We start from the raw sequence: 14,872 nt of genomic DNA, 5'->3' as shown, positions 1-14,872 counted from the left end.
AGGTGTTGTTACTTAGTATATTCTTGCTTCCACTGATAGGAGCGTTGATTTTATCCTCGATCAGGATTAATCATCAATCTATACACCTAAGATTCCTTGCCCTATTTTTTGCTGTACTTCCATTCTTGCTTAGCATTGTAGCTTGTATAGAATTTGATTATAACGATGCGGACTTTCAGTTTGTCAGCTATCCAGTAAGAGATATTGGAATAGGGGTGGATGGAATATCGTTGCTTTTCCTTCTACTTACGACCTTCTTGTTTGTTATTTGTATGCTCTATAATTGCAAAATGAGTTATACGACCCTAAAAGCCTATATGGCATTATTTCTACTGCTTGAGAGTTTTGTAGTCGGTTTTTTCGTTTCACTGAATGCTATAAGCTTTTATGTGTTTTTTGAAGCTGTCTTAATACCAATGTTCTTTATTATTGGCATTTGGGGAGGGAAGCAAAGGATATATGCGACGTTTAAGTTATTTCTTTATACATTAACTGGCTCATTATTATTTCTACTTGGGTTGGTATACATCTATAGTGTTTTTGGAACGTTTAGTATACAAAAATTAGCTACATTAGTGCCAAGCCTTGATCTTGAAGTGCAGTCATTGCTGTGGATTGCATTTTTTATTTCTTTTGCAATAAAAGTACCTATGTTTCCATTTCACACTTGGCTTCCTGATGCGCATGTGCAATCACCAACTTCTGGATCTGTGATTTTAGCTGGCTTGCTTGTTAAAATGGGGGGATATGGATTTTTAAGGTTTTCTATTCCAATGCTTCCTCAGGCAAGTTTGTATTTTTCAAATTTCGTTGTTATGCTGAGCATTATTGCGGTGATATATGCTTCTCTAGTTGCGTTTGCTCAAGGTGATATAAAGAAGTTAATAGCTTATTCTTCAATAGCACACATGGGGATCGTTACCGCTGGCCTCTTTTCATTTTGTGAGGAAGGAGTACTGGGTAGCATATTTCAAATGATTAGTCATGGCCTTATTTCTGCTGCTTTATTTTTGTGTGTTGGGATGCTATATACTCGAACCGGAACTTTGGAGACTGCAAAGTATTTTGGCATAGTAAACACAATGCCAAAATTTGGTTTTATGTTCATTTTATTTTCAATGGCTTCAATAGGGCTACCTGGAACATCTGGATTCATAGGTGAGTTTTTGGCTATGGTTGGAATGTTTAAGAGCATAGGGTTTTTCACAGGATTTATCGCACTTGGCACTATTTTAAGCGCAGTTTATATGCTGAATTTATGTAAGCAAATAATATGGGGGGTTAGCTATTCTAAATTATTAAATAATCGCTTGGATAGCATAGAATTTTCTGTCTTAATTCTGCTTGCAGTGTTTGTTATTTTGCTTGGATTCTACCCAACCCTTGCACTGAATTATTTGAAGCCATGTATGGCAAATTTGTTAGTAAAATATAATGCGCTATGAATTATATACAGATATTGCCGGAAACGTTCTCTATTATCTCCTTGTTAGTGTTGCTACTGCTTGGAATTATATTTAACCGCCGAACTATCAACTTATTAGCACTTGGCTGCACAGTGGTAACTTTGATTATTTTAATTATTTCGGCAGAAAACAATGAAATTTTTCTCTTTAATGCGTTGTTAAAACTCAATTTATACATCAGGCCAGCCCAAGGGTTAATTCTCAGCACAGGAATTTTAATACTTTTGATGCTGAATTTATCAAAATATGACTATAAATATGAATTTTCAATACTGATTCTTTTTGCGCTATTTGGCATGATAACTTTAGTTTCAGCAAATAGTCTGATTTCTTTTTACTTAGCTTTTGAGTTGATGAGTATATCTTTATATGTTCTTGCGAGCTTTAATAAAAATTCAGCTTATTCATGTGAAGCAGGAGTGAAATATTTTACACTTAGTGCACTATCTTCCTGCATTATGCTATATGGAATGTCGCTGCTTTATGGATATACAGGACAAGTCAATTTCTCTGAGCTCGGTTCATTCTTGCAAAACCATCAGATAACTTATGGAATAGTTTTTGGGTTAGTTTTTATCCTTATTGGTTTTTGTTTCAAGCTTGCTATTGCTCCTTTTCATATGTGGGCTCCAGATGTCTATCAAGGTGCACCTACCATAGTAACTGCGTTTTTTTCTACGGCCCCAAAAGCTGCACTTGTAACATTTTTAATTCGATTGATGAATGAAGAGTTAGTAAATGTAAAAAGTTATGTTCAGCCTATTTTCTTATACGTTTCAGCATTGTCTGTGCTTATCTCAGCTTTTGGGGCATTGCGTCAGCAAAACTTAAAAAGGCTGCTTGCTTACAGTTCAATTGGCCACATTGGTTTTATATTTGCTTCACTTTCTATTTTTGCACAAGCAGGAACAGATAGTGCCTTAATGTATCTGGTGATATATATCATCACAAGCATAGGGCTATTCTCATATCTCGTACAAATTGACGATGACGATTGTGATATTGCAAATTTATCTGGTATAGGAAAAAAGCAACCAATTTTAGCATTCCATCTTTCTATACTATTACTCTCGATGTCGGGAATACCTCCACTTGCAGGTTTTATCGCTAAATTTTTTATATTCAAAAGTTTAATAAATTCTGGCTTTATCAGCCTGTCTTTGACCCTTGTGGTGGCGAGTGTTGTATCATGTTACTATTATCTAAATATTATAAAAGCTATGTATTTTGATAAAGCTAGTGATAATAAGGTTGCTTATTCTAAGGGTCTATTCATTATCACTTCGGTGGCTTCACTGATCAACCTCGTTCTTTTCTTGTATGTAGAAGATCTTTACTCACTCATTGAACTAAAGGGTTGACAAGGTGATCCCTGAGGGTTTTTATATTCATCATTACAAAGAAGTTTCAAGCACTAATACAGAAGCGTTGGATTTAATTGATAAAGGAATATCAAATGAAACCGTCATTATTGCCGACAAACAAACAGAGGGTAGAGGGCGCACTAGAAAAAACTGGATTTCTCCCGAGGGTAATTTTTATGCAAGTTTGGTAGTAAACCTCTTTAACAATTATCTCGATAAAAGCCCGCTTTCGGTGTCATTACAGCGCGTGACGCTGGAATCTAGGAATCAAGAAGCATGGATCCCAGTGTCAAGCACTTGGATGACATCGGATGGTACTGGGATAACAGTAGGCTTAACGAGTCAAGTTAAAGACATCAGCAAATTAACAGAATTGACTTTTGTGACTGCTCTTGCTGTAGGGAATACTTTACTGTCATTTATGAATGATAGTAACATTCAACATAAATGGCCAAATGACATTCTAATCGATGGCAAGAAAATAAGTGGAATATTGCTTGAAAAAAGATCCAATTCGAATTGGCTTATTGTAGGAATTGGAATTAATGTCAATCATGCACCACTTCCAGGAACAACGTGCATTAGCAATTATGGTGAGTCTGTGTCTAACATGGATCTATTAAAGGAATTAATAATAAATTTTAATAAGCTAAGAAAGCAATGGCTATTTGATGGGTTTTATGCTATAAGAGAAATGTGGTTAAAAAAAGCATTCAAAATGAACGAGCAAATCAGTGTAAAACTAGCTGACAAATTGTATGAAGGAATTTTTGCTGATATAGATAACAGTGGTAAATTGGTGTTGCAGCAAAAGGATGGAAGCTTAATTTATTTTGATGCAGGTGAGTTATTTATTGATAATGCATTATGAATACATATGTAATTTTTGCTTACCTTATTAGTTTTACGTTGATTACCGGAGAACTGATTTTTACCATTTCTTGCTATACTAAAAGTAAAAAAATTCTAAAAAGCCTGAAAGATAATAATGAAGAAGAAACATAAGCGATTACTTATAACTTTAGGAATTTTCTGCTTTTTAAGCTGCATAGTCTTTTTTATTTTAACAACGCTCAAAGAAAATATCTCATTTTTCTATACAGTAAGTGAGGCAATAGTTTTACCAAATAGTCAAAAGCCAATCCGTGTTGGTGGAATGGTTGTTGAAAATAGCGTGATACACAACGAAAGTGAAGTGATTTTTCAAATGACAGATTTTAACAAAAGCGTTGTGGTAAAATACCAGGGAATACTTCCACCAATATTTTCAGAAAAAAGTGGTGTTGTTGTGCAAGGTAAAATGTTTGATAATAGTACCTTTCTTGCAGATACAGTGTTTGCAAAACATGATGAGAACTATATGCCGAAAGTTTTAAAATAGATTCCCTAATTCAGCTATATTGAAACGATATATAGAGAGAGTAACAGCCTGCTAGCAAGCTGTTGCCTTTTTTATTAAAGCAAACTGTTCTCTTCGCCAGTAACATGGAATAATGGAGGAGCTGCTGGTGGAGGAGCAATATCTTCTAAAGCTTGTTTTAAATCACTGAGATCTTTTACTAAACCACTCTTTTGATCACCAACATCTTTAATTAGTTTTGTAACTTTTTTCTCTTCATCTGTTAATATCGTATTTAACTTACCAATGAGGTTTTGATTTATACTATCGACCATCTCATCAATAACATTTTGAGCATGAGCACCTGCTATAGTTTTTGTTAGTTGTTGCTCCGTGAAGTCTTTCCCCTGGCTTTTTAGCTTGAAAGGTCCAATGGTATTAACTTTTTGCTCATTATTTTCTGTTGCAAAACCTTGTACATTGTTTTGTAGACTTTTATCTGTTCTCATATGAGTTACCTCCATAACATTATTAATAATTTAAACTAGCTGCTACGCGCATCAGACAACCTTTTTCCAAACTCGTAAGCACTGGCTTACAAGTACTCAGATTCATGGTAAGCGTATTCTTCAACTGCTATAAATTCAGTGTTAGTATCTTGGGAAATACGGGGTGATGAACGCAAACTTTCCAACGCTTCGCTGTATACAGGTGGGGGTAGAAGTTCTTCTAGCTTCTCATAAACCTCTTTTAGCTTTTCATTTTGTTCTTCAAGTTTCCCTTTTAATGCATCAATAATAGCTTTAGACTGATCTTGATTGCTGAGATCACCAATCACAGCTGTCACTTTCTCATAAGGCAGTTTGTGAATAATCTCTTTAAGCTCTTCTGCACCTACGTTATCCAAAAGTTCCTTAAACTGCTTATTAGACATATTGCGAGCAAAGGCTTGAAGTTTACCTGGATTGTCAGCTAAAGACTTAATAATAGTTTGAATCCTATTAGGATCGGTTAAGTCCTGAGCTATTGCTTCGAGTTTCTTATGGTCGAGTTTATTAACTAAGTCTTTCAGTTGGTCTTCCTGCAGGTTATTTACTAAAGCTTTTAACTGATCACCTTCTAATTCTTTGGAAAGTATTGTCAAGTGGTGCTCAGCCAAATCTTTTGCAAGCACTGTAAATTGCTCGTCATTTAAAGTTTTAATAAGTGCTTTGAACTGATCCACTTTTAAGTGAGGTAAAATTTCTTTTACTTGCTCTGGATTTAAGTCTCTCACTAGAGCTTCAAGCTGAGCATCATTTAAAATAGGAACAATTATTTGTAATTTTTCTGGATTTAGTTCCTGAGCAAAAGTTTGTAATTGGTGATTGGTTAGATGATCCACTAAAGCTCGGAGTTGCTTATTACTAAGAATATTGGCAAAAATCTTTAGTTGCTCATCTGTTAGGCCTTCAACAAGAACTTTGGTAAACGTGTTTGATAGTGTTATGTCTTCTGGTATATTAGATGATATTATATCCTTTATTGTTTGTTCCCTGCTGTGCAATTTAATATATTGAAGTGCTTCATTGTCAAGTGAATCGATAATATTTCCTTGATCATCTGAGAAATAATATTTATCGGTATCTGACTCTTCCCATGTTACATATTGATATTCTACTGGTTGTATATCAAGGAAAATTCGACTGCGTTTTACGTTAGAAGAAAAAGTTTCTATAGCCTGGTTGGTCAGTGATAACTTCATTAGTTGGTCATTGATATATGCAAAGGAATGCGGATTATTTACATAATCTAGTTTAATATTTCTAAAACTTCCCCCAATAAAAACCTTACAATTTGTGAATAGATTTTCATTATCAGCACAATAATAACTTTCTCCTGCTAAATCTTTTTCACCTTCCCGTACGCAGGAAAGAGGTATTCTATTCCCCTTAGGATCACAAAATTTTATAGGTAAATCTAGTGCTATATCACTTTCATCATCCAGTGGTATGAACCCAACTTTAGCAAGCTTATTCCAAGTTAGCCCTTTGCTATCCACTTGATCTTCAGGCATCTTATTGTTGTCCACCTGATCTTGCAATATCTTCCATTTGGTTGCGTTGAGCAATTTTTTCCCAGGCACCATCTTAAAAACATTTTTCTTTCCACTCATAGGCATTACCAATAAATTAATTGTTAGTATTCTAACATTTATTGATTAATTTATTGTTAAGTTAGTATATATCAGAATTATAATAACAAACATTACTTGCATAAAGAAAAGTTACAGAAAGAGGGATTTTTTAGGAAACTAGTATAAAACACTCCTAGATTAAAATAAGCTGTTTTGACAGGTTTTGTGGCGTGCTAGAGCTAATATAGACTGGTGGAGGCAAGCGGGATCGAACCGCTGACCTTCTGCGTGCAAAACAGATGCTCTACCAGCTAAGCTATGCCCCCAATTCTTGCTTAAAGCATAATTCACTCAGGCTGAAATGCAAGAAATATTTATCTGTTATAGCTAAACTGACTTAGATTTACTGACAATTTGAAAAACCGTCATTCCGCTACGTGTTAGCGGAATCTATAGCTAAAGTGACTTAGATTTACCGATAATTTGAAAAGCAAAAATTCATCATCCCGCTGCTTGTTAGCGTGATCTAGAGACACCGCGGCGGTATGACGTAGGAAAACCTTTCTTGGGTTAGCTATATGCTGAGGCGGTATAACGTGTTAGCTATAGGCTATTGCTAAGCATTATAATAGTGCACAAATTCTGTAGGGTATATACAGTTTTCTATTTTTCTTGTCTCCTTAGCGTTATACTTCACACCATCCAAATAAATCTGTGAACTGAAAATTAACAAGAAGTTTTCCTTTAAAAATTTTTTTAAATTATCTATAGATTTTTTAACTACTAACGCAGTATATTATATAATTTATTTAATCACACATGAAAATTTTAGTTTGATTAAAACGGATAAAAACTATATTACTGTTTAGTATAGCTGAAAAATGAAATGATCCCGTAGCTCAGTCGGTAGAGCACCTGACTTTTAATCAGGGGGTCACGCGTTCGAACCGCGTCGGGATCACTCACAAATTTTGAAAAACATGCTAAAAGAACAAGATAAAATATTCACCAACCTAAATGGTAAAGAAACTCCACTACTTAAGGGTGCAAAAAAACGTGGTAGCTGGCAAAAAACAAAAGAGTTACTGGATTTAGGATCAGAAAAAATCACTGATGAAGTAAAGAAATCTGGCTTGAGAGGTCGAGGGGGTGCAGGATTTTCCACCGGCCTTAAGTGGAGCTTTATGCCTAAAAATCTTCCAAAAGCATATTTAGTAGTCAATGCAGATGAGTCAGAACCTGGTACATGTAAAGATAGAGATATATTGCGATATGAGCCACATAAGTTACTTGAGGGAATTCTCCTGGCCGGCAAAGCGATCAGCGCATCAGTTGCGTATATTTATATCAGGGGTGAATTTCATAATGAATATTTAGTTCTAAAAAAAGCACTTGAGGAAGCCTATAAAGAAAACTTAATTGGAAAAAATGCCTGCAAATCAGGTTATGATCTTGATGTGTTTATCCATAGGGGTGCAGGAGCTTACATATGTGGGGAAGAAACAGCTCAACTCGAATCAATTGAAGGAAAAAAGGGCTTTCCTCGCATGAAACCTCCATTTCCTGCAGGTGTTGGACTTTTTGGATGCCCAACCACAATAAACAACGTTGAAACTATAGCCATGGTTCCAGATATTCTAAATCGCGGAGGAGAATGGTTTGCATCTCTTGGTAAACCAAATAATACTGGTACCAAGGTCTTTTGTATTTCAGGGCACGTAAACAACCCGTGTAATGTTGAAGAAGAGCTCGGAATTCCACTACGTGAATTGATTGAAAAGTATGCATGTGGAGTGCGAGGAGGTTGGGATAATTTACTTGCTGTAATACCTGGTGGGTCTTCAGTGCCATTAATTCCAAAATCTATATGTGATACTATTGAAATGGATTTTGATTCATTAAAAGCTGCACAATCAGGGCTTGGTACTGCTGCTGTAATAGTGATGAATAAATCAACTGATATAATAGCTGCAATAGAGAGGTTATCACACTTTTACATGCATGAGTCCTGTGGACAATGCACACCGTGCCGTGAAGGTACTGGATGGATGTGGAGGATTATGAAAAGGATGGTAGCAGGAAATATTAAGCCTGATGAAGTAGATAAGCTGCTTGACCTTACAACTCAAATAGAAGGACATACAATTTGCGCGCTTGGTGATGCTGCAGCTTGGCCGATTCAAGGATTAATAAGACATTTTCGCCATGTTATCAAAGAGAGAGCGCTAGTTTAACTCTACTCATACTTCTTAAGCCGTTTTGCTACTTAGCAACCAGAGCTAAAAAATATTGATTCCCTTCTCTTTTAGGTGCCAATTCTACCTTTGCAATATCTTCAGTGTCTCTAATTAGCCGTTCTAATTTTTGCAGTCCGACTTCAGTGTTTATAAGCTCTCTGCCCTTAAATCTCATTGTAACTTTGATTTTATGTCCGTGAGCAAGTAAGTCTCTTGCTTGACGCAATTTTGTTTCGTAGTCGTGATCACCAATATTAGGACCCAGTTTAATTTCTTTTATAGTTAATGTTTTTTGTTTCTTTTTTGCTTCACTTGCTTTCTTTTTTATATCATACTTTTGTTTGCTATAATCCAGAATTTTACATACTGGAGGGGTTGAATCAGGTGCAATTTCCACCAAGTCTAAACCAACACCCTGTGCAAATTCCAAAGCTCGTTCTATTGGCACGATTCCGACCATTTCACCACTATGATCAACTAAGCGTACCTCCTTAGCTGTGATGAACCCATTAATTCTGTTTTTATTGTTCTTTTTAACTTGCAAACTTTAACTCCCTTAATTCAAATTAATACTTTTTAACAGCGATTCATTAGCCTTTTCCAAAGAAAAAGACTCCTGTCTTTCCGATCCTAAATTTCTTACTGACACAGTTTTACTTGTAACTTCATTTTTGCCTACAATCCACAATATAGGAGTCTTGTTTGAACTATGCAAACGTATCTTATAACTAATTTTTTCATTGGTCAAATCAGTCTTGACTCTCACACCTTGTTCTTTTAAAATATTGCTAATTTCTGTGGCATAACCGTCAGCTTCATTTGTAATGGTCAGAATAGCAAGTTGCGTTGGAGCAAGCCAAACTGGAAATTTTCCTGCATAATTTTCTATCAAAATTCCGATAAAACGCTCAAAAGTCCCAAGAATTGCCCTATGTAACATGACAGGGTGATGCTTGTGCCCATCTGCCCCTATATAAAAAGCTCCCAGACGTTCTGGTAAAATGAAATCAACTTGTAATGTTCCACATTGCCAATTTCTGCCTATTGCGTCTTTCAAAAAGAACTCTAACTTTGGACCATAAAATGCACCTTCACCAGGGTTAAGTTTATAACTCAAGCCCGCTTCTTTAACGGCTTCAAGCAGCGCTTTTTCAGCTCTATCCCACACTTCATCATTACCTGCTCTAATATCTGGACGGTCTGAAAATTTCACAGAAATTTCATTAAATCCAAGCTCTGAATATACTTCTTTTAAAAGGTCACAAAACTTTATAGTCTCAGAATTCGCTTGTTCTTCCATACAAAAAATGTGTGCATCGTCTTGCGTAAAACCACGCACTCGCATCAGTCCGTGCAATGATCCTGAGCTTTCATTTCTATGGCATGTGCCAAACTCTGCCATACGTATCGGTAAATCACGATAGCTTCTGGTGAGAGAATTAAAAACCTGCACATGACAGGGGCAATTCATGGGTTTTATTGCTAGCTTTTTGCTTTCAGACTCGTCAACAGTAAACATACTTTCACGAAACTTATCCCAATGTCCAGATCTTTCCCATAGCTCTTTGCCTACTAAAATAGGGGTTTTTACCTCAAAATAGCCATTATTTATCAACTTCTTTCTGATGTAAGACTCAAGAACATTATATAAAATATATCCTTGTTCATGCCAAAAAACCTGCCCGACAGCTTCCTCTTGAATGTGAAATAAGTCCATATCCTTAGCAATTTTGCGGTGATCGCGTTTCTCCGCTTCCTTGAGACACTCAAGATAAGCGTTTAATTCATCCTGATTTCTCCATGCTGTGCCATATATTCGCTGCAAAATTGGGCCCTTTGCATCACCTCGCCAGTATGCACCCGCTACTTTCATAAGTTTAAACGCTTTAACTCTGCTGGTTGATGGTGAGTGCGGACCACGGCATAGGTCTACAAAATCGCCCTGTCTATAAACAGTTAGGTTTTCACTCTCTGGTATGGATGAGATAATATCAACCTTATATTTTTCGCCTATACCACTAAAGAAATCAATTGCCTGTTTGCGAGTCCAAACCTCTCGAACAAATCTGTGATTACTTTTTACAATCTCTTTCATTTTCTTTTCTATTGTGGTAAGATCGTCCGTAGTAAAGGCACGACTTGTAGCAAAGTCATAGTAAAAACCGTCCTGAATTGTTGGGCCAATAGTAATCTGAGTATTAGGAAATAGCTCTTTCACTGCCTGCGCCATTATATGAGCAGCATCATGCCTTATTATATCTAAACCCGCTTCGTCACTCAGTTGTATCACCTCTATCTCTGCATCAGATTCAATTTCACGTGAGAGATCATACAACTCACCGTTTACTTTCAATGCAACTGCTTCTTTCAAAGCATCCGGTTGTAATATATCAAAGCTAGTGACTATACCACTGTATTCTTTCACTTTTTGTTCGGTTGAAAAGGTAACTTTAATCATTTATCGACCCTTTTGTCTAACCCTCTCTTTGTCATCCCAGTGCGTGACACTGGGATCCATCTTATTTTTATAATGGAAATTAGTTTAACGTATGCTCCTAAAATCTGTTGTCCATTGCACAATTTGCAAATATTTTTATACCTGGATCCCAGTGTCACGCACTGGGATAACAAAAAAAGGAACACTGAAATGACAGAAAAACAGCACCTGGGTAACAGAGGAATGATTTGAAAGCTATAAATTTTTAACATCAGTAGTACGGTCTATTCTTTTTTAACCTGAGTGCAATTGCGTCTTCCCAAACTTCACCATTACGCAATAACTTTTCTTTATTGTACATTAGCTCCTCTCTTGTTTCAGTAGCAAATTCAAAGTTAGGACCTTCAACGATTGCATCAACTGGACATGCCTCTTGGCAAAGTCCGCAGTATATGCATTTTGTCATATCAATATCATAGCGCGTAGTGCGGCGACTACCGTCTTCTCTTTCCTCTGCTTCAATAACTATTGCTTGAGCAGGGCAGATAACTTCGCATAATTTACAAGCTATGCATCGTTCTTCACCGTTTGGATACCTACGCAACGCATGCTCACCACGAAACCTTGGACTTAAAGGGCCTTTCTCCATAGGATACCTCAAAGTAACCTTTGGCTTAAACATATATTTTAATGTAATAACAAACCCTTTAATTAACCCTACAAAAGACCAATACCAAGCTAATTTCTTGAGCATAAAATATTTAAAACTTATATTGATAATTATAAATTATATTATCAGTTTTCAAAATAAATATTTTCACCTGAGTGACTTTTACAGCTTTTCTATATAATACATTCACTAGTATGATAGTACTGCATTAATATAAACTAGCAAGATAGATAAAAATTTCGAATATTTTCAAATTAGGTATTTTGGTTTCTTAAGTGTAATATTGCTAAGTAGTTTATATAAATAATGACAAACACAAATGAAACTATTTTCGCTTTATCGACCGTATTGGGCAAGTCAGGAGTTGCAGTCATCAGAATTTCAGGCAACTACGCGCTTAAAGCTTTAAATCATTTTCATATTAAGAAAGAAATTAAACCAAGATTTGCTACTTTAGTTGATCTATATGATGATTCCAGTCAATTGATAGATAATGGAATAATCATCTATTTCCCTGCTCCAAACAGTTTCACTGGCGAGGACGTTATAGAGTTACAAGTGCATGGAAGCAAGGCAGTCATAAAAATCATCTTGGAGGAATTATCAAAAATTTTTGTTATGGCCAGGCCTGGAGAATTCTCACTTAGGGCTTTTCTAAATGGTAAATTTGACTTAACGCAAATAGAAGGGATCGCAGATCTAATTGATGCTGAGACGAAAATGCAAGCTAAACAAGCGATTAAGCAGATATCTGGAGAATTGGAGAGACTATACAGCAATTGGAGGCAAAGATTAATAACGATACAATCCAAAATCGAAGCATATATAGACTTTCCAGAGGACATTTGGGCAGAAAAAAGTGAATTGGAAAAAATTAATAATGAAGTGCAATCTCTCATACAGTTGATACAAGAGCATTTAAATGATAATAGACGGGGCGAAAGGTTGCGTGAGGGTTTACATATTGTAATAACTGGTGAACCAAATGTCGGTAAATCAACTCTGTTTAATTTCTTAGCCAAGCGTGATATTGCTATTGTTTCTGAATATGCAGGCACAACAAGAGACGTGCTTGAAGCTCATATTGACATTGGCGGATACCCAATCATTCTCTCTGATACTGCTGGAATTCGTGAGAGTTCAGACCCGATAGAATCAGAAGGCATAAGTCGAGCAAAAAAGAGGTCTTTTGAAGCTGATTTAAGAATAGAACTATTTCTTTTTGAACAACGTTATAATATCAATTGCAACGTTGTAAATAGCGATACTATTTATGTATTGAGCAAAGCTGACGATGCAATTAATGACAGAAGTATACTGATTGGCGGTGTAGATTTTCTACCTATTTCTATTTTAAAGGGAATAGGTACAAACAAGTTGATCTCTCTCATAAAAAGGAAGGCAGAGGAAAAATTTGGGCGCGATAGAGACACTCCTGTGATTACTCGGCAAAGACATAGGAGTCACATGCAGAAAGCACTGGAACATTTACAACGTTTTAATATCGATAATCCAATTGAGTTGATATCTGAAGATTTGAGGCTTGCTGCATTTGAACTTGGTGCGGTGATTGGAATTATTAATGTTGAGGAAATATTGAGTAGTGTGTTTAGCAACTTTTGCGTGGGCAAGTAAAGCTTTTATAGATTGCTTAAAATAAAATGTTGTGATAGAAAAGAAATGGACGGATGGCCGAGCGGTTTAAGGCACCAGTCTTGAAAACTGACGTACGTGATGAGCGTACCATGGGTTCGAATCCCATTCCGTCCGCACAGCATCCCGTTATGTTAGCTGATTTTTAGAGCTTTATGTGGTTCATAATGCTGGAAATCTTATCTAATCTAGCCACATCTTTTAAAAATACATCCCTTTGTAAATTGACCTTATTAGCGAAGAAAGCTAATATCTATAAATAGATTACCATCTGAATATGAAAACCGATATAGTAATAATAGGTGCAGGGCCTATTGGAATATTCACTGCTTTTCAAGCGGGAATGCTTGATATGAGATGTCATATAATAGATGTTTTGGATCAAGCAGGAGGACAATGCACAGCTCTTTACCCAGAAAAGCCAATATATGATATACCTGGTTATCCTGTAATTACTGCCCAAAAATTAATTGAGCAATTAATGGAGCAAGCTTCACCATTTGAGCCTGTTTACCATTTAAGTCAAAAAGTGGAAAAGATTTCGAATAACTGTGATCAAAGCTTTACTATCATAACTAACACAGGTACAGAGGTAAAATGTAAGGCTGTTATTGTTGCTGCAGGTAACGGAATGTTTGAACCTAACCGTCCACCCTTAAGTGGTATATTAGAATACGAAAATAAATCTGTATTTTACAGTGTAAATAAAATTTCTGATTTTCAGGACAAAACTATAGTCATTGCAGGGGGAGGTGATTCTGCAGCTGATTGGACTGTAGAACTTTCTAAAGTTGCAAAGAAAATTTATGTGATACATAGAAGAAAGGAATTTCGCTGCACTCCTGAAACTAGAAATAAATTAGAATCACTTGAAAATAATGGAAAGATAGAACTGGTAGTGCCATATCAATTACACGAACTAGCAGGAGGTAATGGGCAATTGAGCGCAGTGATAGTAAAAAACATTGCCTCTAAGGAAGAAAAAGAAATATCCGCTGATTTTTTGCTGCCATTTTTTGGATTGTCAATGAATCTTGGGCCAATAAACAGTTGGGGTATAGAGTTAGAACATGGCCGCATAACTGTCGACCCAGCTACACTTAGAACCAGTAGAGATAGAATATATGCAATCGGAGATATAGCTACTTATTCAGGCAAACTAAAGTTAATATTAAGTGGTTTTGCCGAGAGTGCCATGGCTTGTTATGACATATACAAAGTAATCCACAACTCTCCAGTCAATTTTCAATACTCGACTTCAAAGGGAATTCATGGGAAAGAAAAACTTACTTGACAAACTCCGCCAGCCCCCTTATTATGATAATAATGGTATTTATGACTCAAAACTTGTTTTTGACCTGCAGGCTCAATGACAAAATTCAGTAAAAAACTCAGGGTATTTATTGGCGGATTACATAAAATTATAGCGGCTGCATGTCTTTTTTATTTTTTCTACATTCAGCCAAATCGCGCTTATTTTAAGCGTTAGCACATTATTACAGCGCCACTTACAGTAATATAGAGTCAAAACTCGCACCACGGGGTTTCTTTTGCCTTTTTTTTCGTTTGGTAAATTTCTTAAACATTTAT

General features: G+C 36.0%; 14 protein-coding genes and 3 tRNA genes. 10 read left to right on the top strand and 7 right to left on the bottom strand.

The window, feature by feature from the left end:
• Nucleotides 1–2 precede the first annotated feature (2 nt).
• The 5 genes from NHG98_RS03910 to ccmE are packed head-to-tail and all read left to right on the top strand — an operon-like array spanning nt 3 to nt 4,211.
• Nucleotides 3–1,445 (top strand): complex I subunit 4 family protein, encoded by a 1,443-nt coding sequence (locus tag NHG98_RS03910; RefSeq protein WP_096676750.1) that lies wholly within the window; start codon nt 3–5, stop codon nt 1,443–1,445.
• The gene (locus NHG98_RS03905) at nt 1,442–2,827 is read left to right on the top strand and encodes an NADH-quinone oxidoreductase subunit N (RefSeq protein ID WP_096617019.1); all 1,386 of its coding nucleotides are present in this window, start codon (nt 1,442–1,444) and stop codon (nt 2,825–2,827) included. The genes NHG98_RS03910 and NHG98_RS03905 overlap by 4 nt, the downstream gene beginning before the upstream one ends.
• Before the next feature lie 4 nt (nt 2,828–2,831).
• The gene (locus NHG98_RS03900) at nt 2,832–3,701 is read left to right on the top strand and encodes a biotin--[acetyl-CoA-carboxylase] ligase (protein WP_096617017.1); all 870 of its coding nucleotides are present in this window, start codon (nt 2,832–2,834) and stop codon (nt 3,699–3,701) included.
• Nucleotides 3,698–3,835: a CcmD-like small membrane protein gene (locus NHG98_RS03895; RefSeq protein WP_259245297.1), complete on the top strand. Its 138-nt coding sequence runs from the start codon at nt 3,698–3,700 to the stop codon at nt 3,833–3,835. Before NHG98_RS03900 ends, NHG98_RS03895 begins: the two co-directional genes overlap by 4 nt.
• Nucleotides 3,819–4,211 (top strand): cytochrome c maturation protein CcmE, encoded by a 393-nt coding sequence (ccmE, locus tag NHG98_RS03890; protein ID WP_096617015.1) that lies wholly within the window; start codon nt 3,819–3,821, stop codon nt 4,209–4,211. Before NHG98_RS03895 ends, ccmE begins: the two co-directional genes overlap by 17 nt.
• A 74-nt stretch (nt 4,212–4,285) precedes the next feature.
• Here ccmE and NHG98_RS03885 read toward each other — a convergent pair whose 3' ends face one another.
• The 3 genes from NHG98_RS03885 to NHG98_RS03875 form a co-directional block, all read right to left on the bottom strand.
• On the bottom strand, nt 4,286–4,678 hold the full coding sequence (locus NHG98_RS03885) for a hypothetical protein (RefSeq protein ID WP_096617013.1): 393 nt from the start codon (nt 4,676–4,678) through the stop codon (nt 4,286–4,288).
• An 86-nt stretch (nt 4,679–4,764) separates the two neighbouring features.
• The gene (locus NHG98_RS03880) at nt 4,765–6,324 is read right to left on the bottom strand and encodes a magnesium transporter MgtE N-terminal domain-containing protein (protein ID WP_096617011.1); all 1,560 of its coding nucleotides are present in this window, start codon (nt 6,322–6,324) and stop codon (nt 4,765–4,767) included.
• Nucleotides 6,325–6,535: 211 nt separating this feature from the next.
• Nucleotides 6,536–6,611, bottom strand: a tRNA-Ala gene (locus NHG98_RS03875).
• Nucleotides 6,612–7,173: 562 nt separating this feature from the next.
• Between NHG98_RS03875 and NHG98_RS03870 the strand changes: the two genes are divergently transcribed.
• Nucleotides 7,174–7,246: transfer RNA gene (locus NHG98_RS03870), tRNA-Lys, on the top strand.
• 19 nt (nt 7,247–7,265) lie between these two features.
• Nucleotides 7,266–8,519 carry an NADH-quinone oxidoreductase subunit NuoF gene (gene nuoF, locus NHG98_RS03865; protein WP_096617009.1) on the top strand — a complete coding sequence of 418 codons (1,254 nt, stop codon included), beginning with the start codon at nt 7,266–7,268 and terminating at the stop codon, nt 8,517–8,519.
• Between the two features lie 28 nt (nt 8,520–8,547).
• Here nuoF and infC read toward each other — a convergent pair whose 3' ends face one another.
• The 4 genes from infC to nuoI form a co-directional block, all read right to left on the bottom strand.
• Nucleotides 8,548–9,066, bottom strand: a complete 519-nt coding sequence (gene infC / locus NHG98_RS03860) for a translation initiation factor IF-3 (protein WP_096617007.1) — start codon at nt 9,064–9,066, stop codon at nt 8,548–8,550.
• 12 nt (nt 9,067–9,078) lie between these two features.
• Complete coding sequence (gene thrS / locus NHG98_RS03855; protein WP_096617005.1) at nt 9,079–10,980, bottom strand: threonine--tRNA ligase; 1,902 nt, start codon at nt 10,978–10,980, stop codon at nt 9,079–9,081.
• Nucleotides 10,977–11,165: a hypothetical protein gene (locus tag NHG98_RS03850; RefSeq protein WP_259245296.1), complete on the bottom strand. Its 189-nt coding sequence runs from the start codon at nt 11,163–11,165 to the stop codon at nt 10,977–10,979. The genes thrS and NHG98_RS03850 overlap by 4 nt, the downstream gene beginning before the upstream one ends.
• A 65-nt stretch (nt 11,166–11,230) precedes the next feature.
• Complete coding sequence (gene nuoI, locus NHG98_RS03845; RefSeq protein WP_096617001.1) at nt 11,231–11,713, bottom strand: NADH-quinone oxidoreductase subunit NuoI; 483 nt, start codon at nt 11,711–11,713, stop codon at nt 11,231–11,233.
• Between the two features lie 222 nt (nt 11,714–11,935).
• Here nuoI and mnmE point away from each other — a divergent pair, with 222 nt between their 5' ends.
• From mnmE to NHG98_RS03830, 3 genes are all read left to right on the top strand, one after another.
• Nucleotides 11,936–13,264, top strand: coding sequence for a tRNA uridine-5-carboxymethylaminomethyl(34) synthesis GTPase MnmE (gene mnmE / locus NHG98_RS03840; RefSeq protein WP_096616999.1), 1,329 nt, complete (start codon nt 11,936–11,938; stop codon nt 13,262–13,264).
• Nucleotides 13,265–13,311: 47 nt separating this feature from the next.
• Nucleotides 13,312–13,399 (top strand) — tRNA-Ser (locus tag NHG98_RS03835).
• Nucleotides 13,400–13,559: 160 nt separating this feature from the next.
• The gene (locus NHG98_RS03830; RefSeq protein ID WP_096616997.1) at nt 13,560–14,576 is read left to right on the top strand and encodes an NAD(P)/FAD-dependent oxidoreductase; all 1,017 of its coding nucleotides are present in this window, start codon (nt 13,560–13,562) and stop codon (nt 14,574–14,576) included.
• Nucleotides 14,577–14,872: the final 296 nt, after the last annotated feature.

The sequence above is a fragment of the Wolbachia endosymbiont of Aedes albopictus genome, from assembly GCF_024804185.1.
Lineage (GTDB): Bacteria > Pseudomonadota > Alphaproteobacteria > Rickettsiales > Anaplasmataceae > Wolbachia > Wolbachia pipientis_B.
The sequence above is the reverse complement of the archived record's forward strand: the minus strand, read 5'-3'. Positions and strand labels throughout refer to the sequence as shown.

Excerpts from the sequence above, each read along its gene's own strand:
- NHG98_RS03905 (WP_096617019.1), top strand. The coding sequence starts at position 1,442 with ATGAATTATATACAGATATTGCCGGAAACGTTCTCTATTATCTCCTTG.
- NHG98_RS03895 (WP_259245297.1), top strand. The coding sequence starts at position 3,698 with ATGAATACATATGTAATTTTTGCTTACCTTATTAGTTTTACGTTGATT.
- ccmE (WP_096617015.1), top strand. The coding sequence starts at position 3,819 with ATGAAGAAGAAACATAAGCGATTACTTATAACTTTAGGAATTTTCTGC.
- NHG98_RS03885 (WP_096617013.1), bottom strand. The coding sequence starts at position 4,678 with ATGAGAACAGATAAAAGTCTACAAAACAATGTACAAGGTTTTGCAACA.
- NHG98_RS03880 (WP_096617011.1), bottom strand. The coding sequence starts at position 6,324 with ATGAGTGGAAAGAAAAATGTTTTTAAGATGGTGCCTGGGAAAAAATTG.
- nuoF (WP_096617009.1), top strand. The coding sequence starts at position 7,266 with ATGCTAAAAGAACAAGATAAAATATTCACCAACCTAAATGGTAAAGAA.
- thrS (WP_096617005.1), bottom strand. The coding sequence starts at position 10,980 with ATGATTAAAGTTACCTTTTCAACCGAACAAAAAGTGAAAGAATACAGT.
- nuoI (WP_096617001.1), bottom strand. The coding sequence starts at position 11,713 with ATGCTCAAGAAATTAGCTTGGTATTGGTCTTTTGTAGGGTTAATTAAA.
- mnmE (WP_096616999.1), top strand. The coding sequence starts at position 11,936 with ATGACAAACACAAATGAAACTATTTTCGCTTTATCGACCGTATTGGGC.
- NHG98_RS03830 (WP_096616997.1), top strand. The coding sequence starts at position 13,560 with ATGAAAACCGATATAGTAATAATAGGTGCAGGGCCTATTGGAATATTC.